We start from the raw sequence: 20,502 nt of genomic DNA, 5'->3' as shown, positions 1-20,502 counted from the left end.
ATACTAATTGAAATTCCCTGTACCTATATGCTAAATTATTATTTGCTACTATCCTGCCTCTGAAAAATAGTATTATTAATATAAACAAAAGTAGCATAGATATAAATGAATCAAAAGTAGATTTGGATTTGCATTTTTACTTTAAGCATATTTTAGTCAGTAAGGCTTTACAAATACTGGCAAGAATTTCCCAAAGAAAAAATATATCAACCAGGGTCGTAAATCAATTTCATTTTAAAGCAACTAAAACCAAAAACTAAAATTATGATTAATAATTTTATCGTAAAGGATGATATCCGTAAGTCTGGATATCGGCCTTTTGGAGCGCGGTTGGTTAAGGCATGTTCCCTTATACTCTTATTCCAATTCCTATGTGTTTGGGCTATGGCGCAAACTGTTATAACGGGAAACGTTACGAGCGCGAATGGGGAGCCACTGATAGGCGCCACCGTTAAATTAAAAGCATCATCTATTGGCACGCTCACCAATAAAGATGGACACTATTCCCTATCTGTACCTAATCCCGATGGAACGCTGGTCATCAGCTTTATTGGGTATAAGTCTCAGGAAGTAGCCATTGCCGGCCGGGCTTCCATCGATTTGATCATGGAAAATAAAGATGGTACTTTATCCGATGTTGTAGTTGTTGGTTATGGAAGCCAGAAAAAAGCAAACCTCACAGGGGCTGTTGACCAGATCGGTACCGAATTTTTTACTGACAGACCAGTACCTAACGTGACCAGAGCCTTGCAAGGGGCTATTCCTAACCTGAATATCAAGATATCCGATGGTAGGCCTGTTGCTAACCCTTCCTTTAATATCAGGGGAACAACTTCCATAGGTGCGGGTGGTCAGGCACTGATATTGATTGATGGTGTACCTGGTGATCCGCTTAATGTTAACCCTAGTGATATAGAAAGCGTAACCGTATTAAAAGACGCTGCCTCCGCTGCTATTTATGGAGCCAGAGCGGTTTTTGGCGTGGTGCTGATTACGACGAAATCTACGAGGAAAGGAAAAGCACAGATAACTTATTCGGGTAGTTACTCCAACAATCAACGTACTGTTACGCCCGATCTGATTTGGGATGGTTACACCTGGGCCGAACGCTTTAGGGAGGCATCGATTGGCTGGACGGACTATATTCAGCAGCCCGCCACTGTAAATAATTACCTCCCGTTCTCGCAGACGTATCTCGATTCGTTGAAATACCGTTCAGAGCATCCGGGCTTGCTCCCGGAAGTAACGATCAATCCGGCCGATGGAAAATATGTTTACTATGGGAATACAGACTGGTACAAGTTGCTTTATGTAGATAACATACCCTCTACAGAACACGCTTTGAGCGCCTCTGGGGGAAATGATCAAATGGATTATGCTATCTCCGGAAGGTATTATAGTCAATCAGGGCTGTTTAGATTTAATCCGGATAAGTATAATAGATATAATCTCCGGTTTAAGGGTGGTATTAAGTTATCCAGCTGGTTGAAACTAACTAACAATGCTGACTTCTCCAGTTACAATTATAGAGAACCTATGACTTCTAACCGTGCACAGGACATTTGGACCAACATTAACAATTCCGGGTTCCCGATGGCTGTGTTACTTAATCCGGACGGTAACCTGAGCCAGGCTGCTGCACAAGGTGTGGGAGAATATTATTACGGTAAGAGCAGGTCCATTACACAGCAAACTTTTATTAGGAATACGCTGGGATTAGCCGCTACTGCAATAAAGAACAAGTTGAATATAAAGGCGGATTTTACTTATCAATATACTAATCAGGGAGTCGATCAGAAAGTGGTTCCCGTTCCCTTTAGTGTTAAGCCGAATGAAGTGATGTATTCAGGTAGCAATTATTTGAAGAACGTAACAAATAAAACCAGCTACTATTCGGGAAATCTCTATGGAGAATTTATACACAATTTTGGTAATCATCATCTGAAAGTATTACTGGGAGAAAATGTAGAAATCAGTAACTATAGAAGTCTCTCAATGCAAAGGGATAATCTTATTTTACCTGATAAGTCATCCTTTAATTTGGCTACGGGCCAGAATTATAGTATCGTGGAAGGAGCGGACCAGTGGTCAACTGTGGGCACGTTTTACCGCTTAAACTATGATTTCAAGAACAAATACCTGCTGGAATTTAATGGAAGATATGATGGGTCTTCTAAATTCCCTGCAAACGAAAGATTTGGATTTTTCCCCTCTGTTTCCGCAGGATGGCGGCTTGCAGAAGAGGGCTTCATGAAAGATACCCGCCGGTGGCTTGATAATTTTAAGTTGAGAGGGTCATATGGTACTTTGGGTAACGGGCAAATTGGTTCTTATAGGTATATTCAACAAGTAAGAGCTGGCACTTCCGCAACCATCGTCAATGGTGTTTTCCCAACCTATATACAACAACCGGGTGTAATACCGGATGGATTAACCTGGGAAAAAGCAACTACACTCGATTTAGGCGTTGATATTGACGTATTGCACAACAGGCTGAGTGCTTCTTTTGATTGGTATCAAAGGAATACGACCGATATGATTACTTCCGGACAACCATTGCCGGCTGTATTCGGCGCGGCAGTACCGGTTGGGAATTATGCGGATTTAAGTACGAAAGGATTTGAAGCTTCTTTAAGATGGTCTGACCAGATTAAATCGAATAAACCCATCAATTACAGCTTCCGCTTTACGTTATCTGACAATCAATCCTATATTACAAAGTTCTACAACCCTAATAACCTGATTTCTACCTACTACGTAGGACAGCGAGTGGGCGATATCTGGGGCTATGTAAATGACGGCTTCTTCACTTCAAAGGAAGATATTGCCAGTCATGCTGACCAGAGCTTTGTGATCATCTCTTCTGGGAATAAATTGTATCCCGGAGATATTAAATTCAAGGATTTGAATGAGGATGGGAAAATTAACAAAGGGAAAAGCACGGTGGATGATCATGGTGATATAGCCATCATTGGCAATTCACAACCGCGTTTTACCTACAGCATCAATTCAAATTGGGATTGGAATAATTTCTCTCTGTCAGTTTTCTTTCAGGGTGTAGGAAAAAGGAATTGGTATCCAGGCTATGAAAGTGATTTGTTTTGGGGCCAATACGGAAGATCATATGCAGTTTTACCAAAACATACGTTGGATCATTGGACAGAAGATAATCCTGATGCCTACTTTCCACGGTATAGATTTGGAACTACCTATCCTCCCCGTCAGCTCGGGACGCCTCAAACACGTTATTTGCAGAACGTATCCTATATAAGATTGAAAGATCTGACCATCGGATATACGCTACCGCAGCATATCACCAAACGCATGAATATTAGTAATGTCAGGTTTTACTTGTCCGGACAAAACATTTGGACCTTTTCACCCATGTTCAAACACATACCTGATATAGATCCGGAAACAATTGAGGTGGGTACTTATCAGACTACGCAGGGTGATGGGAATGTTTATCCTATGCTCAAGACTTACACTTTCGGCGTGAACGTAACTTTTTAGTCATTCAATATTAATTTTTATTAGATGAAAAGATATTATCTATTTCTGGTATTAATATTGTTAGGCTCCTGTAAAAAGGCGCTTGAACGGAATCCATTAGATAGCCTGACTCCAGACGAGGCGTTTTCTAGTGAAGAAAATCTACAATTGTATATTAATTCATTCTATAGCCAGATGATTCCCACGCCTGCCGACATTTATGGTTACGGGGACTTCAGTAACCTTTATATCGGTGATAAGCTGAGTGATATCATAACCGTTAGGGATGTTTCTCCTTATTTGTACGGTGTATATTCTGCCCAGCAAGCAACTGGTTGGACCTGGACCACGCTTAGAAATGTGAATTATTTTCTGGCTAACTACCAAAAGGCTCCTGTAGCAGAAGCCCGGAAGAATCACTATGCAGGCATTGCCCGTTTTTTCAGGGCATGGTTTTACTATAATAAGGTTAAACAGTTTGGCGATGTTCCCTGGTACAGCCAGCCGCTATCACCCACCGATGAAGCACTGTATAAAGCAAAAGATCCGAGAACTTTGGTAATGGATTCTGTATTGGCAGATATTAATTTTGCCTGTGAGAACATCGATTCAAAAAAGGATAATACCTGCTCAGCAATCACCAAATGGGTTGCGCTGGCCTTAAAATCCAGAATTTGTCTTTACGAAGGAACTTATAGAAAATATCATACTGAATTGTCGTTATCAGGTACAGCACAAACCTGGTTACAAAATGCAGCTGAGTCGGCCAATCAGATCATGACAAGCGGAACCTATTCGCTTAATTCAACCGGTAACCCCGATAAGGATTACAGAACATTGTTTGTATCTGAAAACCCTCCTAGCAGTGAGGTAATGCTGGCCTCTATCAGTAATAACACTTTGAAAAAGTGGCATGTTGCCAACTGGACATTTACCAGTGCATCGCTCGGTCCTAAAATCAGTTTTGTAAAGCGGTTTATTAATACCTATCTGAATATCGATGGTACGCGCTTTACGGATGGTGCGGGCTATGCCACAGAAGAGTTCCAGGATGAAGTTAAAAACCGGGATAAAAGGTTATCTCAAACGATACGCCTGGGAAACTACAAAAGATCCGACGGTTCACCTGCTCCGCCAGATTTTCTCTACACATTCACCGGGTACCATATTTTGAAGTTCACTACCGATGACAAATCCCTTGATGGCATTAATGGCAATTTCAATTCCATACCTATTATACGGTATGCAGAAGTACTGTTGAATTATGCAGAAGCAAAAGCTGAATTGGGTACTTTTTCTACTGACGATTGGAACAAGACCATAGCTTTGTTGAGACAACGTGCGGGTATTACGAATATCGCCATGCCAACCACCATCGATGCCTATATGCAAGCCAACTTCTTTGATGATATCAGTTCAATTCCTGTTCTCGAAGTAAGAAGAGAACGTGGTATAGAGTTGGCTGGCGAAGGTCTTAGATATGATGACCTGAAACGCTGGAAGAAAGGAAAGCTGCTGGAGAAAGAATATGACGGGATTTATGTGCCGGAAAAAAATAAACTGGTAGACTTAAACGAAGATGGCGTACCTGATGTGTCATTTGTTGACCAGGCGCCCGCTGTCAGCGTTCCGGGAGTTGTCTATGTCATTATAGACAATGCTTCGGTTAAACTATCAGAAGGAGATAAAGGTAGAATCATCTGGCGCGCTAATATTGTGAGAGATTATGCTGATAAAAAATATTATGCGCCAATTCCATTCAACGAATTAGTGTTAAATAAGAATCTGGTCCAGAATGATGGATGGGATCATCCTTAAGTTCTTTGATTAAAGAGAAGAAATATACCGGGTTTATAAATTCTGTGTGAAATGAAGTTTCATTTATCAGTAGTCATTATTTTATCTGTCTTGCTGAATCCTCTAAGGGGCGTTGCGCAGGAAATTAAATTGGACAGCATATCCCGTCCTAACGTATACGTCCCGAGGTTGGAGCTGTTTAAGTCCTTTCGCCATTCAAAAAAGGACATTGTATTGTTGGGAAACAGTATTACTTTCTGGGGAGAATGGGGTGAGCTATTACGCTCATCCCATATTAAAAACAGGGGTATTCCAGGCGACAATACTTTTGGGGTACTTGAACGGCTGGATGAAGTAATTGATGGGAAACCGCGAAAGGTTTTTATATTGATTGGAATCAATGACGTGTCTGCCGGCATTCCCGACAGTATTATCATCAGAAATTATAAAAGGATGATTACACGGATCAAAGAGGGCTCGCCCAGGACAAGGATTTATTTTCAGACCTTACTTCCTACCAATAGCTCCTTTACAAGACAGATGAACCATTTCAATAAAGAAGCACACATCCTAAAGATAAATGCCGCCCTTATAGAAATTGCAGCGGAGGAAAGAATAACGTTGATAGATATTCACACGCCATTTTCAGATGCCAGTGGTCATCTCTTTAAAGATTGTACCTGGGATGGCGTGCATTTAACAAAGAAAGGATATTATATATGGGCGGATATTTTGAAAAAGTATATTAATTAAGCGCAGCAATTACTATCGTTGAATAGCTGAATTAAAGGCTGTAAATGTTTCTCTGGTGAAAGGGAGATTAATTTTTACAGCCTTTAAATATTTTTCTTTTAACAGGCGGAATTGCCTTCTGACACATTAATTTGATAATAACTAAACGCTATTGGAGAATGAATTTTAGGTGTATAATTTGGGCCGTCTTCCTTATAAGTATAGTATATAATCCCATCGTAGGTTTTGGGCAGCAACATCAGATTGTGCGTCTCGGCGATAAGCGTGAGATTTTTGTAGATCATTACCTGATCGATAAACTTACAGATGTAAAGATGGTGATGCACACACCGCGTAATGAAGGAGCTGTATTGAAATTTGACAGCCCTTGGGAGGGTCCGTTTAGCGGTTATACGACCATTATTAAAGATGGAGATATTTTAAGAGCATATTACCGGGGATTACCAGTGCCGGGAGACGGTAGCCCAATGGAAGTAACCTGTTATGCGGAGTCTAAGGATGGGGTGCATTGGATTAAACCTGATCTGGGAATTTATAACGTTCGGGGGTCTCTTAAAAACAATGTTATTTTGGCCGATGCTGCTCCGGTAACACATAATTTTTGCCCGTTCCTGGATGCAAATCCGGCTGCTCCTAAAGATCAGCGATATAAAGCTTTGGGTGGATACCATCCTGGTGGCTTGCTCCCTTATGTTTCGGCAGATGGTATTCACTGGAAGAAACTTCAGGATAGTGCCGTATTAAAAGCGAAGTCTTTTGCCTTTGATTCTCAGAATGTGCCATTCTGGTCTGAAAGTGAGCAAAAGTATGTATGTTATTTTCGTACATGGACAAAAGATAAATTCAGATCTGTTAGTAGGTCTACGTCCCAGGACTTTATAAACTGGACAACGCCTGTTCCGATGGAATTTGGTGATACACCGCCGGAGCACCTCTATACGCACCAAACAAGCCCTTACTACAGAGCACCACACATTTACGTGGCTATTGGCGCTCGTTTTATGCCTGATCGCCAGGTTGTTGCTGATAAGGAGGCTATTAAATTGAATGTAAATCCCTCTTATTATAAAGATTGTTCTGATGCCGTTCTGTTGTCTACCCGTGGGGGCAATGAGTATAGCAGAACCTTCATGGAATCGTTTATCAGGCCGGGAATTGGTTTGGAGAACTGGGTATCTCGCTCTAATTATCCGGCATTAAATGTTGTACAAACCAGCCCGGTAGAGATGTCTGTATATGTCAACGAGAACTATGCACAACACTCCGCCCATCTGAAAAGGTTTTCTTTAAGAATAGATGGATTTTCGTCGTTGTCCGCCCCCTATAATGGGGGAGAGATGCTCACAAAACCATTTGTATTTTCAGGTAAGGAACTTGAAATTAACTACTCCACTTCTGCTGCGGGTGAAATCCGCATTGAAATTCAGGATGAAAAAGGGAAGGCTATTCCCGGATATACCTTAAAAGATGCGCAAATAATCATTGGAAATGAAATAAAGAGAATAGTGTCATGGAATGGGAATGAAAGTGTAAGTAAAATCGCTGGAAAGCCTGTCAGACTGCGTATTTATATGAAAGATGCAGATTTATATTCTATAAAGTTTAATTAGCTTATTTATCTGACAGGGCTTTGTTCCTCCCGTTGTTTGAAACCATTATCGTAGTGCATTCATTTCATTTGTTTAATTTAAAACGAGTATGCTTGGAAATTCATCAGTTATCGATAAACCTGCGATTAAAAAATTGGCTAAAGGAGCATGGCTTGTTGTTGCATTACTTTCTGTTGTAGGCGCATTAAACTATATAGATCGCTCCATGATCACCACGATGAGGAGTTCTATTGTAGAAGATATGCCAATGACCGATGGACAATTCGGACTGCTGACTTCTGTTTTTCTATGGGTGTATGGTTTGCTAAGTCCATTTGCCGGATTTCTTGCGGACAGATTTAAGCGTAGCCGGGTTATTATCGTGAGTTTGTTTGTATGGTCGGCGGTAACCTGGTTAACTTCATACGTAACAACTTTTGAAGGCTTGTTAGCTACGCGGGCATTGATGGGGATCAGTGAAGCCTGTTATATTCCGGCGGCGCTGGCACTGATCGTAGATTATCACCGCGGGTCTACGCGTTCACTGGCTTCCGGTATTCATATTGCCGGTATTATGATCGGGCAAAGCCTGGGCTTTGTTGGTGGGTGGATTGCGGAAAAACATGAATGGACTTTTGCGTTCTATATTTTTGGCATTATCGGCATAGCTTATTCAATTATCCTGGCATTCACGCTGAAGGATGCTCCCGTGGAAAAGGCGGATATACCTGCCGGGGAAGAGGCGACTAAGGTCAGGTTTTTAGAGGCTATTAAGGACTTGTTTAGCCGGAGAGCTTTTATCTACATGCTTTTCTTCTGGGGATTGATGGGCATAGTAGGCTGGATGATTATGGGATGGTTGCCCACGTATTATAAAGAACAGTTTAATCTTTCACAGGGAATGGCTGGTTTGTATGCTACAGGCTATTTTTATCCGGCCTCCATTGTTGGATTACTGTTAGGAGGATTTTTAGCTGACCGCTGGAGTAAAAACAATCCCAGGGCGCGGGTAATGGTGCCTGTAATCGGACTTTGCATAGCAGCGCCCTGTGTATTTATAGCGGGCAATACGGCCATCCTTCCGGTTGCCATTGTTTTTTTTATGATTTATGGTGTCACACGTACATTTACAGATGCGAATATGATGCCTATCCTTTGCCTGGTGGCAGACCCCCGTTATCGTGCTACGGGGTATGGGGTGCTGAATATGTTCGCTACAATTATTGGCGGAGCCGGATTGTATGCAGGTGGCTTGCTGCGTGATGCAGATATAAACCTGGGAATGATATACCGGTCTGCTGCTTTTATTTTGATTATCTGTGCTTTCCTGTTGTATCTGGTGAAACCTGGAACTGCTGAGAAGGCGGAACAGTAATAATAAATCTTAAAATACTTTCCATGCAAATGAGAAAAAGCCGGGTACTCCGGCAGCTGAGGGCCGGCAAAACGACCAGTTGCTTTAAAATAAATTTATCGGATGCAAGAGTGTCTGAGGTGGCGGCTATTTCCGGGTTCGATTGTATCTGGATAGACCAGGAACATATCGGCCAGGACTGGTCAATTGTTGCTGCAAATATCTGGGCAACAAAAGCGCATAATACCGATATAATGGTAAGGGTATCGCGCGGTGGATACAGCGATTATATTAAACCGCTGGAACTGGACGCTACCGGTATTATGGTGCCGCATATAATGGGACTGGAAGATGCCAGGAAAGTAATACAAATGACACGCTTTCATCCAATTGGCCGCAGGCCCATAGATGGTGGTAACACAGATGGTGCATATACCTCCCTGGATTTTAATGATTACCTGAAACAGGCTAATGAAGAAAGATTTATAGTATTACAGATTGAAGATGTTGAACCACTCGATGAGCTGGAAGCTATTGCCGCACTGGAAGGTTTTGATATGCTCTTCTTTGGCCCCGGCGATTTTAGTCAGAGTATCGGCGCTCCGGGAGACTGGCAAAACCCTAAGATCATTGAAACCAGGAAAAGAGTGGCTGAAGTAGCCAATAAACATGGCAAGTTTGCCGGTACGGTAGGAAGTACCGATAATCTTGATGAGTTGACTGCTATGGGGTATCATTTTGTAAGTATAGGGGCAGATGTAGTGGGCTTAAAGAACTATTGCGCGGGTATTGTGCATGCGTTTAATAAAACCGATAAGGATGCAAATCAAAATTCTTATTTGGAAAATCAGACATCAAACAAATGAAAAAAAGGATTTTAGGAAGAACTGCTATACAGGTATCCGAAGTTGCTTTTGGTGGCGTAGAAATTGGAATGCCTTATGGAATAGGGGTGAACAGTGCTGCTGATATGGTGTCGGAGAACGAAGCAATCCGGCTGTTACATGCTTCCACCGATGCAGGCATTAATTTCTTTGATACAGCACGCTTATATGGTAATAGCGAAACCATTATGGGCAAAGCATTTGCCGGTAGAAGAAAAGATGTGGTGATATCAACTAAATGCCGCGGATTTCGCGATAAGCAGGGAAATTTACCACCCGATAACGAAATCAAAAAAATAATAGAAATTTCTGTCAGTGAAAGTCTGCTTGCACTTCAAACAGATTATGTAGATGTGTTCATGTTACATCAGGCTGATGAAGAAATCCTGGAAAACCAGGCCATTGCAAAAGCATTTACAGACCTGGAGAAAAGAGGTATTACAAGAGCCATCGGCGCTTCCACATACACGACCAATGAAACGGAGAAAGCGATTAGTTCCGGGTTATGGGATGTGCTGCAGGTACCTTACAACCTGATGGATCAAAGGCAATCTGAACTATTTGATGAAGCAAAGCAGCGGGGAATCGGAATTGTGATCAGGTCAGTGTTACTAAAAGGGCTTCTAAGTGATCGTGGAAAAGAGCTGCATCCGGCTTTACAGGATGTGCAGCAGCATATACAACGTTATGACGATCTCCTGGGCGCCGATTTTGCTGATTTGCCGACCCTGGCTATAAAATTTGCATTATCATCTGAACAGGTGGCTGCTGTACTGATTGGCATGGACCGCATGGAATATCTTCGCCAGGCGCTTATCATTGCAGATGGATTATACATGCATCCGGACGGTCTTAAAAGGGCGCAGGGGCTTGCATATCCTGATCCTGCGTTTCTGAATCTACCTCATTGGGATAAAATGGGATGGCTAAAATAAAAACCGCAACTGATTATGATCAAAATCGGAATGATAGGAATGAGTCCGGGAAATGCACACCCTTATTCCTGGTCAGCTATTATCAATGGTTGTTTTAAGGGAGATGAAATTATCCGTGTGGGTTACCCTGCTGTAGCGCATTACCTGGAAGCAAACAAGGATACGATAGGGATTAGCGGTGCAAAAGTGACGCATATCTGGACGCAGGACAAGACTATTTCTCAGAGTATTGCAGCGACTACGCACATTGAAAATATAGTAGATAATCTGGAAGATATGGTGGGTGTGGTGGATGCTGTAATATTATCCAGAGATGATGCACAGCAGCATGTTACCATGAGCAAACCCTTCTTTGAGGCAGGGATTCCTGTTTTTATTGATAAGCCCATAGCCGTTACCAGGGAAGATCTTGCCTGGTTCAGTGATCAACATGAAAAAGAAAAAGTTTTCATGTCCTGTTCATCCATGCGCTATTCAAATGAGTGCAGAATAGTGAAGCAGGAACTGGCTTCTTTGGGGAAGCTGGAATTAGTGACAGCCGTTGGAAAAAAGGACTGGCTGAAATATGGTGTTCATCTGCTGGAAGCAGTGTTTACATTACTCGATGATCCGCAGCCCATTACTGTGCAGCATATTGGTGAAAAGGATAAGGACATTGTTCATGTGAAATTTGAAAACGGTGTGCAGGTTACGTTTCATCTATTCATGAATATATCGTCTACTTTTCAATTATCCGTATTCGGAGAGCTGGGGTGGCGGTTGATAGACATCCGGAATTCTTATTCCATGTTCAGGGATAACATCATAGAATTTGTACGATCTGTGGAAGAAGGACAATCCCGTCTGCCTTTTTCTAAAACGGAATCTATCATCAACACGTTGATAGGTGCCCGTGAAAGTTTTGAAAATGGTGGAGCAATTATTCAATTAAAAAGTTGACGATGCACGTATTGGACCTATTAAGCCTGAAAGGAAAAATTATACTGGTAACAGGTGGCGCCGGAAATTATGGAAAATCTATTACAGAAGGGTTATCTGAAGCAGGGGGAACAGTGATCATTGCTTCGCGTAACCTGGAAGCATTGCAAAAAGTGGCGGAAGACTTCAACAAGGAAGGATTGGATGTTCACGCAATGGACGTTGATCAAGCTGATAGTGATTCGGTGATGAGGCTGAAAGACCAGATCATGGATAGGTTTGGCCGGTTGGATGTATTTGTAAATAACGCAGTATCCCGGCCTATGAAAGGCTACAATGCAGCAATAGAGCAGTTTGCAGCATCTATGGAGGTGAATGCCACAGGTATGATGTTTATTTTACGTGAAATGACGGACCTGATTGTGCAGAGTGGCGGCGGGAGCGTTATTAATATCAGTTCTATGATGGGCATGTTTGGTCCTGATCTATCCAATTACGAAGGAACAACTATGGGAGATCTTCCACCGGATTATTTCTTCCATAATGGAGGGTTGATCAATCTAAACCGTTACATGACTAAAATGTTGACAGGCAAAAATGTAAGGTTTAATTGTATCAGTCCCGGTGGATTATTTAATAATCAATCACCACGTTTTTTAGATAATTATTGTAAGAAAGTACCGCTGGGAAGAATGGCAAACAAAGATGATATTAAGGGGTTGATGGTGCTATTATCCTCTGATGCCGGTGCTTATATTAACGGCGAGAATATACTAATGGATGGTGGCTTAAATGCATAAAGACGCCAGGTTTACAGGTCCCGCTTTTTCTCAGGCGCATATTATTCTTCTGTATTCGGTAGGCGTCATGTTTTTATATTTTTTAAACTGTCTGTTAAAATTTGCCAGGCTATTGAATCCGCATTCATAAGCGACATCCACAATATTTTGATCCTTTTCTGAAAGTTTTCTACAGGCGTATCCGATCCGCAGGGTATTCAGATATTCCACAAAGGTTACCCTGTAGTTCTCTTTAAAAAAGTTACTAAAGGTAGTAACCGCCATATTGGCTAGGGAGGCTACTTTTGACAAAGAAATCTCCTGATCAAAATTCTGTATAAGATATTCTGTTATCTTATTTAACCGGTCCGAACTTTTTACATTGATGGTTTTAACAAAGCCGGGACTCGCCAGTAATTCATACTCAGTAGTGCGGGATAAAATATCGAAGATTAATAAAAGTGATGACAGACGCTGAAGTCCGTTCATACCCGGCATTTTTTCCATTAATGCAGTAATTTCTGCCCTAGCCTCCCCATTAATGACCATGCCCCGGTTAGATAATTGCAGAAAATTTTTAAAGGCATCCATTTCAGGAATTTGAAGGAAATTCTCTCCCAGGAAATTGTCTTTAAAATGAATGACAATAGCTTCAGCCATGTAATCAACCTGTCCGTTAATAAATTTTGGATCGTTTACCCATACGTGAGGTAAGGAAGGCCCCATGCATACAAGGTCTCCTTCATCGAAATTCCCGATATTGTCTCCCACCATCCGGCGGCCGTTACTTTTTAAAACCAGTACTAATTCATATTCCGGGTGATAATGCCAGGGACAGGGGAAAGATTTTCCCACTTCTTTAAATACAGTAAATGATTTGTCAAAATCTTTCGGTAACCGTAATTCAATAGATTTCATCAGTCATTCAGTTTAAAGTTGAGAAATGAAATGCCATATCTAAATATATTGAATTATAACGGATGCTTCAATTTTTCTGAAAAATAGTATAGGAGTTGCGAAAGATAATAGGAGCCTTTGGGGGCTTAACCTATTTTTTGGGGGTGAAGATACCTGGGGACAGGTATCTTCTGGGATATTGATATAATGATTTTTTTAAATTTTAAGGCAAATTTGCCCGGTATTTTTTTATGGATCAAAAGAGGCCACCACGGATAAGCATTAATTTCTCTCTTTCTCCTGCTTTTCTTTCCATTCCTCCAGTGCCGTAATTTTCTTATTCTGCTCAATCAGGTATAAAGTGAGTTCTTCCACTTTCGCCAATAGTTTTTTGTTCATTTCTCCCACATCAATTCCATCCTTATCTACATCTACCGCGGAAGGAATGCCATCCAGGTGTTGATGGGTATTAATGTACGCTTCAACCTCCTGTAAGGAAGGAAGTAGGTAATCCTTGTGGAATACATAATCGGCCCAGCCGGTTTGGGTTACTTTTACCCGTTGGGCTGTGATAGTACCTTTTACGGAGAGTTCGGACTGTGGGGTAGGAGTACCGATACCAACACCAATATTATTTATAGTAACGATGGTCTGGTTGGTGGCGGTTGTTCCCCCGCTCAGAGACAAAGGAATATAGACTCCTGTAGTTCTATTAAAGCCTATTAAGGAAGCCCCCGAAGCAGTTGCTCCTATCTCGGCAGCAGCACCGGTAGCTGCGGTTCCGGTAAGCCATCCTTTAAACCGTCCTTGTCCTTCCCATTGACTATTACCAAGTCCGTCTATTCTGCCTATTTGACTTGTTCCCCCATAAAATTTAAAACCTTGTAAATTTCCATTTGAAGGCACACTAAACCATATATGTGAAGATTCAATACCAGTTGCGTAGTCGCTGGTGGTTGCAGATACAGCAGAATATAAGACAAGTTTAGTACCTATACTCCTTGTATTTATTGTAGGGGCACTAATGCCAACTGAATTAAAATTTACGAGGTTAGACGTTGGGTTAGTTAGGCTTAGCCCATATCCTATTGTCACCAGGCCAGCGACATTAATCCTCATTCTTTCCGGCTGCGCTGTACCTCCGCCACCAATACCCGTATGAAAAGTCATTTCTCCGGGAGTAATAGAATGCCCCCCCGCTCTTAAATCTATTTCAGCACCTCTATAGCTATTGGCAGCATTGGCGCCACCGTGAATACTCAAAACTCCGGTTGAATTATTCGTATTTAACCATGGCGTGCCAATTCCTACTTGGATACTCACTATTCCTGTAGATCTTAGAATCGTAAGGGGGGTGGCAAGGTAGGTGCCATCATCTTTGTAACTCCAGAGCTTAAAATCTGATCCTAAATTGCTGCCTGTTTCTAATGTTTGTAAACCGAAAGACCATCTTAAGTTAGCACCGGCAGGCGTATTGGTGCCGGCAAAAAAATCATGATGACGACTACCGGTGGCGCTGGTGCCGGTAGTCGTCTGAAGATAACTGGAAGCCAATTTTCCACTGATCCACCCACTGGCAGGCTGAGCTACAGTACTCTGATTTTGAATGTAAGCACTATCCTGGGCATAGCCTGCAACTACAGTATATAACAGGGGTAACAAACTGTAAATCTTCTTTTTCATAGATGAAAGTATTATAGGGATTAATAAGAATATTTTTTGATTTCGGTTGAATTTATATCCTCTCAGTTTTTAATGCCGCAAGTTCTTGCTGTTGCTGGGTAATTTCTTTTTGCATTTTAATTAAGTGCAAGGTCAGTTCTTCAATTTTTTGTAATAGCGTTTTATTTATTTCGCCCAGATCTATACCCTCTTTTTGAACTTCTGCTGCTGATGGGATTCCCGGTAAGTGGTTATGTTCAAGTATGAATTTTTCAATATCCTGTAAAGAAGGAAGTGGATAATCCTTGTGAAATACATAATCTGCCCAACCTGTCTGGGTTACTTTTACCCGCTGGGCTGTGATGGTACCCTTTACAGAGAGTTCGGACTGTGGGGTTAAAGTGCCAATTCCAACACCTACATTATTAATTATAACGTTCGTGTTATTAGAACTTGTTGTTCCTCCCGTGAGCAGCAGAGGTATATAACTTGTAGCGCCTGGTGTCCTGTTGTATCCGATGAGTGCGGCACGGTTAGCGGATACCCCTAACTCCGCTGCCATACCTGTTCCATTGGCAGTGTACCATCCTTTAAACCGTCCTTGTCCTTCCCATTGACTATTACCGAGTCCGTCTATTCTGCCTATTTGGCTTGTCCCTCCATAGAATTTAAGGGAATGTGCGTAGGAGTGGCTGGGCATACTGTACCAGGATTCTGTATTATTTACACTTCTCTCCAGTCCAAACGCATAGTCAACATTATTGGCACTGACGGAAGGCAAGAGTGTAATTTTCGTACCCTGGCTTCTCGTTATCAAAGTAGGTGCTCCAAAACCAGCATCCGCGTAAAGTAAATTATTGGACGTGGTATTGGTCAGACTTAATCCATATCCCATTGTTACCAGGCCAGCGACATTAATCCTCATTCTTTCCGGCTGCGCTGTACCTCCGCCACCAATACCCGTATGAAAAGTCATTTCTCCGGGAGTAATAGAATGCCCCCCCGCTCTTAAATCTATTTCAGCACCTCTATAGCTATTGGCAGCATTGGCGCCACCGTGAATACTCAAAACTCCGGTTGAATTATTCGTATTTAACCATGGCGTGCCAATTCCTACTTGGATACTCACCACTCCTGTAGATCTTAGAATCGTAAGGGGGGTGGCAAGGTAGGTGCCATCATCTTTGTAACTCCAGAGCTTAAAATCTGATCCTAAATTGCTGCCTGTTTCTAATGTTTGTAAACCGAAAGACCATCTTAAGTTAGCACCGGCAGGCGTATTGGTGCCGGCGAAAAAATCATGATGACGACTACCCGTGGCGCTGGTGCCGGTAGTGGTCTGAAGATAACTGGAAGCCAATTTCCCGCTGATCCATCCAGTGGCAGGCTGAGCTAAAATACTCTGATTTTGAATGTAAGCATCTTGGGCATAGCCTGTAACTACGGTATATAGAAGGGCCAACAAACTGTAAATCTTCTTTTTCATAGATGAAGTATTATAGAGATTAATAAGAATATCTTTTGATTTAGGTTGAATTTATATCTTTTCAGTTTTTAATACCGCAAGTTCTTGCTTTTCCTGGGTAATTTCTTTTTGCATTTTAATTAAGTGCAAGGTCAGCTCTTCAATTTTTTGTAATAGCTTTTATTTATTTCGTCCAGATCTATGCCCTCTTTTTGAACTACTGCTGCTGATGGGAGTTATACCTATAAATGTTAAATCGGATTCGGTATTATTTCCAACATCAACGCCAGAGAGATAAATGTTCCATCTATTGCTTGTCGTTCTTAAAGTAAAATGTTCTCCTTGACCAGCTGTCGTAATTATATTTTTTAATGTTCCGGTTCCACTAATCCGAAAAGTTGCGGGTTGGAATATGGCAAATTGATCCTGTATATATTGGGTATTCACAACTACGATTGACAAAGAGAAAAAAATGGCTGTCAGGACTGTTTTTAGAGTTGTTTTTTTCATCTACAATTATAAATTTGGGTTAAAGGGATCTCAGTATTAAGGGTAATCGTTTACTGGTTGCCGGAAATTAATACATAGGGAAATAGAAGGATTAGTTTACGGTTAACTTTTAAACGTTAATGTTTTTTGCTACAACTTATTTCAGGTTATTAAGATAGCAAAGGTTTCTTATTTGAATCTCACCTTTTAGTGTTATGAAATGTTATTTCCTTTCCGGGTATCTGATGGGGTTTATAGGGTAGCAAAATGGTGAGGATAAGCTCCTCTTTTGTACTTAAAAAAACTTTCCATTTTCGCTAAGGGATGCACTGACATGTTACCTGAAAACTTAAATTCTTCCGGTTATCGTTTATTGTCTTACCTTTTGATTAATTGTTATCTCCTATCAGAACTCTCCCCCAATTTCTTAAACTTTTAAAAACTCCCCAATGAAAAAGTTTATTCTTTTTGTGATGCTTATTCCTTTGGTGGGAATGGCACAAAAAAACGTGCTCAATGCAACAAGAGTTTTCCCAAAAATTGACAAGGTTTTAGAGTTCGAAAAAGCATTAGCGGCTCATGCGCAGAAATACCACAAAGGCGATTGGACATGGCGGGTATATGATATTCAGTCGGGACCGGATGCCGGAGGTGTCCATATAACGGAGGGGCCAGCCAGCTGGGAGTCTCTTGACTCGCGAGGGAACCTTGGTACTGAGCATACGAATGATTGGAGTAAAGCGGTAGCTGCATACCTTACTGACAGAGGCTCATCTTCCTTTTTTGATTACAATGACTCGCTTAGTACTGTAGGCCTTTCCGATTGGGCTGATAAAATTGTGATTAATCACATGTATCCCAAACCAGGTATGATTGGGAATGTAATGGACCTTGTAAGCAAATTAAAGAAAGTGTGGGTAGAAGGAAATGAAAGTGTTACCGTTTACCAGGCAAATAGTTCTGGTGGGCCGCAGATTATAACTGTAACCAGGCTTAAGAATGGTTTGAAAGAATTAGCCGCCGGGTATAGGAAACCACTTCCTGAAAGGTATAATGCGATCAATGGGGAAGGCTCCTGGGATAGTTTTCTACAGGATTATGCAAAATGTGTTGAAACGCGGTGGAGTGAAATACTTATTTATCGGGCTGACCTGAGTTCAAAATAAAAATTATATAAAATTAAAAAGCCGTAAATGTTTTTCAATAAAACATTTACGGCTTTTTAATTTTTGGTAGCCTTGTCAGGGAGCTATCGAATTTGGATATAGAGGATGTACTGACGGCGGAAGCCTTCATTGAAAGGTATAAAGGCTATTGCCTGGAAGAATATATAAACGACAGTTCACTCTCACTTCGGCACACACCTGATTAGTGTTACCCGGAAGGAAAGAATGTCAGGATGACAAACTAAAAAAAAGAAATTTTTTTAGAGTATAACTAGTTCAATGAAAAAGTATAACTTTATTCCATCCTATTTTCATTTATTCAAATATGTTAGGTATCTGAATAATCTCCCTGACCGCCTGTGAGCCCACGTTGGTAATGCTATAGCTATGATTTTTGATCTGATATGTGTCTCCGTGGAATACCTTGCAGATTTGTGCCCGGCCCTTTCCTGAAATGGAAAATACAAAATTAATTAAAGAAATTTTCTACATATCCTCTAACACTTATATCCGATTTACTATGACACCTTACCTTGCTCTTATCATTTTATTCGGCGGCAATTTTGAGATCCGCGGTTGGGCCTTTTGCTGGGGACAACTCATTTCCGTTGCACAAAACACTGCGCTGTTTTCCCTCTTAGGCACCATTTATGGCGGCAATGGCACTACTACTTTCGCTTTACCTGACCTGAGAGGCAGGATGCCTATTGGTTGGGGTCAGGGCACCGGCCTTAGTAATTACGTTATTGGCCAGCAGGGAGGAGCAGAATCCGTTACTTTGCTGACCACCAATATGCCGGCGCATACACACCCTGTAGATGCCAGCAGCTTGTCTGTAACCCCTTCTGCCAGCACTGCGGCGGGTACCGCGCTCACTCCGGGAAGCACCCTGGTTCCGGCTACTTTGCCTACCATCGGCTCAGGCCCAGGTGGTGTTGCCGTTAATGGCTATGCTGCACAGGACAAAACAGCTACCCTGGCGCCTTCCATCATTGGTGGAAATATTACTGTAGGACCAACAGGCGGCAATCAGCCGACAGCCATTATGAACCCTTACCTGGCGCTTAGTTACCTGATTGCGCTCGAAGGTGTCTTCCCTTCACGCAGCTGATCAACAACCATTTTCTATTCTACGAAACAGATTGATGTCTACATATCCTATCCTTACTATCGGGTTCCTGACCCCTTACTCAGGTATATATCCTTTTTTTTCACAGCACCTGATTACCGGGTGGCTGCTGGGCATGGGACTGGACCCTGCCCGGCAGCGTACCATCCGGTTTATACCGGAGTTTACCAATATGGGTGGTATAAAGGCCAGCGAGGAAGCTGCACGTAAACTACTCTTCTTTAACCGGGTAGATATCTTATCAGGGCTTATCAGCTACAAATCAGTACCAGACCTTATTCCACTCATAGAAAAAGAAAAAAGACCCGCCTTCTTTTTTGATATGGGAGAATATGTTCCTCACTTTTCATATCTCAGTCCGGATGTATTTTACGCATCCCACCAATTATGGCAATCCCAATATGCTTTAGGGCATTGGGCCCAAAGTACGTGGGGCAATGGTGGTCATATGATCATGCCGGTATACGAAGCCGGTTATCATCTGAACAGTACTTTCCAGCAGGGTGTTGCCGCTGCTGGAGGCGGCTCGCTACAACTGACGGTGCTGCCGTTTGATCAACAGGACCCGCACAAAATGGAGCTGGACAATATTTTTGCCGGGTGGAAGAAAGAAAGACCCGCCTATGTGCATGCCATTTTTTGCGGCAGCATGGGGCTCCGGTTCCTGCAGCAATGGGTCCAGAGCGGGTTACATAAAGAAGTTCCCCTGCTGGTGCATGAAGCAATGGTGTACGACAATATTTTGGAAGACCTGAAACAGGTGGACCTGGAGCTTTATACCTCACGATCATGGATAAAGGAAGATGAAAGCAGGGCTAACCAGGTATTTGTAAAACAATTCGAAAAACTGGCACAGCAACCGGCCAATATTTATGCGCTGATGGGCTATGAAGCGGGGTTGGTGTGGAAAGAGCTACTGCCGCATGCACAGAAAAAAGACTGGGACAAAGTAAAGCAACAACTGCGCACAGAAGTAATACAAGGGCCACGTGGAGAGAAAAATTTCTATCCTCTCTCAGGCTTTGCGCTCCCTTCTTCCAATATTCTGAAGATCACTACTAACGGAAATAACATACGCAAAATAATTCTTGACCAGGGAAAAGGAATGCGTTTCGATGCAAAAGAATTTAAAGTGATACACGACGAGTCCGTGTCCGGATGGCAAAATCCTTTCCTCTGTATTTAACAACGTA

Annotated in this window: 16 protein-coding genes; 12 read left to right on the top strand and 4 right to left on the bottom strand. The window is 42.0% G+C overall.

Features of this window, described 5'->3' with window-relative positions:
• The first annotated feature begins 384 nt into the window (after positions 1-384).
• The 9 genes from ABQ275_RS22100 to ABQ275_RS22060 all read left to right on the top strand — a co-directional run bounded on the left by ABQ275_RS22100 (position 385) and on the right by ABQ275_RS22060 (position 12,522).
• On the top strand, positions 385-3,513 hold the full coding sequence (locus ABQ275_RS22100; RefSeq protein ID WP_349315312.1) for a TonB-dependent receptor: 3,129 nt from the start codon (positions 385-387) through the stop codon (positions 3,511-3,513).
• Positions 3,514-3,537: 24 nt separating this feature from the next.
• Positions 3,538-5,310, top strand: coding sequence for a RagB/SusD family nutrient uptake outer membrane protein (locus ABQ275_RS22095; RefSeq protein WP_349315311.1), 1,773 nt, complete (start codon positions 3,538-3,540; stop codon positions 5,308-5,310).
• A 51-nt stretch (positions 5,311-5,361) separates the two neighbouring features.
• On the top strand, positions 5,362-6,042 hold the full coding sequence (locus tag ABQ275_RS22090) for a GDSL-type esterase/lipase family protein (protein ID WP_349315310.1): 681 nt from the start codon (positions 5,362-5,364) through the stop codon (positions 6,040-6,042).
• Between the two features lie 131 nt (positions 6,043-6,173).
• Positions 6,174-7,652, top strand: coding sequence for a hypothetical protein (locus ABQ275_RS22085; protein WP_349315309.1), 1,479 nt, complete (start codon positions 6,174-6,176; stop codon positions 7,650-7,652).
• Positions 7,653-7,740: 88 nt separating this feature from the next.
• Positions 7,741-9,006, top strand: a complete 1,266-nt coding sequence (locus tag ABQ275_RS22080) for an MFS transporter (RefSeq protein WP_349315308.1) — start codon at positions 7,741-7,743, stop codon at positions 9,004-9,006.
• A gap of 23 nt (positions 9,007-9,029) precedes the next feature.
• Positions 9,030-9,851: an aldolase/citrate lyase family protein gene (locus tag ABQ275_RS22075; protein WP_349315307.1), complete on the top strand. Its 822-nt coding sequence runs from the start codon at positions 9,030-9,032 to the stop codon at positions 9,849-9,851.
• The gene (locus tag ABQ275_RS22070) at positions 9,848-10,804 is read left to right on the top strand and encodes an aldo/keto reductase (RefSeq protein ID WP_349315306.1); all 957 of its coding nucleotides are present in this window, start codon (positions 9,848-9,850) and stop codon (positions 10,802-10,804) included. The genes ABQ275_RS22075 and ABQ275_RS22070 overlap by 4 nt, the downstream gene beginning before the upstream one ends.
• 15 nt (positions 10,805-10,819) lie before the next feature.
• The gene (locus ABQ275_RS22065; protein ID WP_349315305.1) at positions 10,820-11,743 is read left to right on the top strand and encodes a Gfo/Idh/MocA family oxidoreductase; all 924 of its coding nucleotides are present in this window, start codon (positions 10,820-10,822) and stop codon (positions 11,741-11,743) included.
• A gap of 2 nt (positions 11,744-11,745) precedes the next feature.
• Entirely contained in the window at positions 11,746-12,522 is a 777-nt protein-coding gene (locus ABQ275_RS22060; RefSeq protein ID WP_349315304.1) for an SDR family oxidoreductase, read from the top strand.
• A 30-nt stretch (positions 12,523-12,552) separates the two neighbouring features.
• Here the strand turns inward: ABQ275_RS22060 and ABQ275_RS22055 are convergent, their stop codons facing one another.
• From ABQ275_RS22055 to ABQ275_RS22040, 4 genes are all read right to left on the bottom strand, one after another.
• Complete coding sequence (locus ABQ275_RS22055; RefSeq protein ID WP_349315303.1) at positions 12,553-13,419, bottom strand: AraC family transcriptional regulator; 867 nt, start codon at positions 13,417-13,419, stop codon at positions 12,553-12,555.
• A gap of 261 nt (positions 13,420-13,680) precedes the next feature.
• A complete protein-coding gene (locus ABQ275_RS22050) occupies positions 13,681-15,081 on the bottom strand; it encodes a hypothetical protein (RefSeq protein ID WP_349315302.1) in 1,401 nt (466 codons plus the stop codon).
• A 52-nt stretch (positions 15,082-15,133) separates the two neighbouring features.
• The gene (locus ABQ275_RS22045) at positions 15,134-16,546 is read right to left on the bottom strand and encodes a hypothetical protein (RefSeq protein WP_349315301.1); all 1,413 of its coding nucleotides are present in this window, start codon (positions 16,544-16,546) and stop codon (positions 15,134-15,136) included.
• A 159-nt stretch (positions 16,547-16,705) separates the two neighbouring features.
• Positions 16,706-17,035, bottom strand: coding sequence for a hypothetical protein (locus ABQ275_RS22040; RefSeq protein WP_349315300.1), 330 nt, complete (start codon positions 17,033-17,035; stop codon positions 16,706-16,708).
• 428 nt (positions 17,036-17,463) lie between these two features.
• Here ABQ275_RS22040 and ABQ275_RS22035 point away from each other — a divergent pair, with 428 nt between their 5' ends.
• From ABQ275_RS22035 to ABQ275_RS22025, 3 genes are all read left to right on the top strand, one after another.
• Entirely contained in the window at positions 17,464-18,180 is a 717-nt protein-coding gene (locus ABQ275_RS22035) for a hypothetical protein (protein WP_349315299.1), read from the top strand.
• Between the two features lie 520 nt (positions 18,181-18,700).
• Positions 18,701-19,291, top strand: coding sequence for a tail fiber protein (locus tag ABQ275_RS22030; RefSeq protein ID WP_349315298.1), 591 nt, complete (start codon positions 18,701-18,703; stop codon positions 19,289-19,291).
• 34 nt (positions 19,292-19,325) lie between these two features.
• A complete protein-coding gene (locus tag ABQ275_RS22025) occupies positions 19,326-20,495 on the top strand; it encodes an ABC transporter substrate-binding protein (protein ID WP_349315297.1) in 1,170 nt (389 codons plus the stop codon).
• Positions 20,496-20,502 lie beyond the last annotated feature (7 nt).

Source organism: Chitinophaga sp. MM2321 (assembly GCF_964033635.1).
Lineage (GTDB): Bacteria > Bacteroidota > Bacteroidia > Chitinophagales > Chitinophagaceae > Chitinophaga.
The sequence above is the reverse complement of the archived record's forward strand: the minus strand, read 5'-3'. Positions and strand labels throughout refer to the sequence as shown.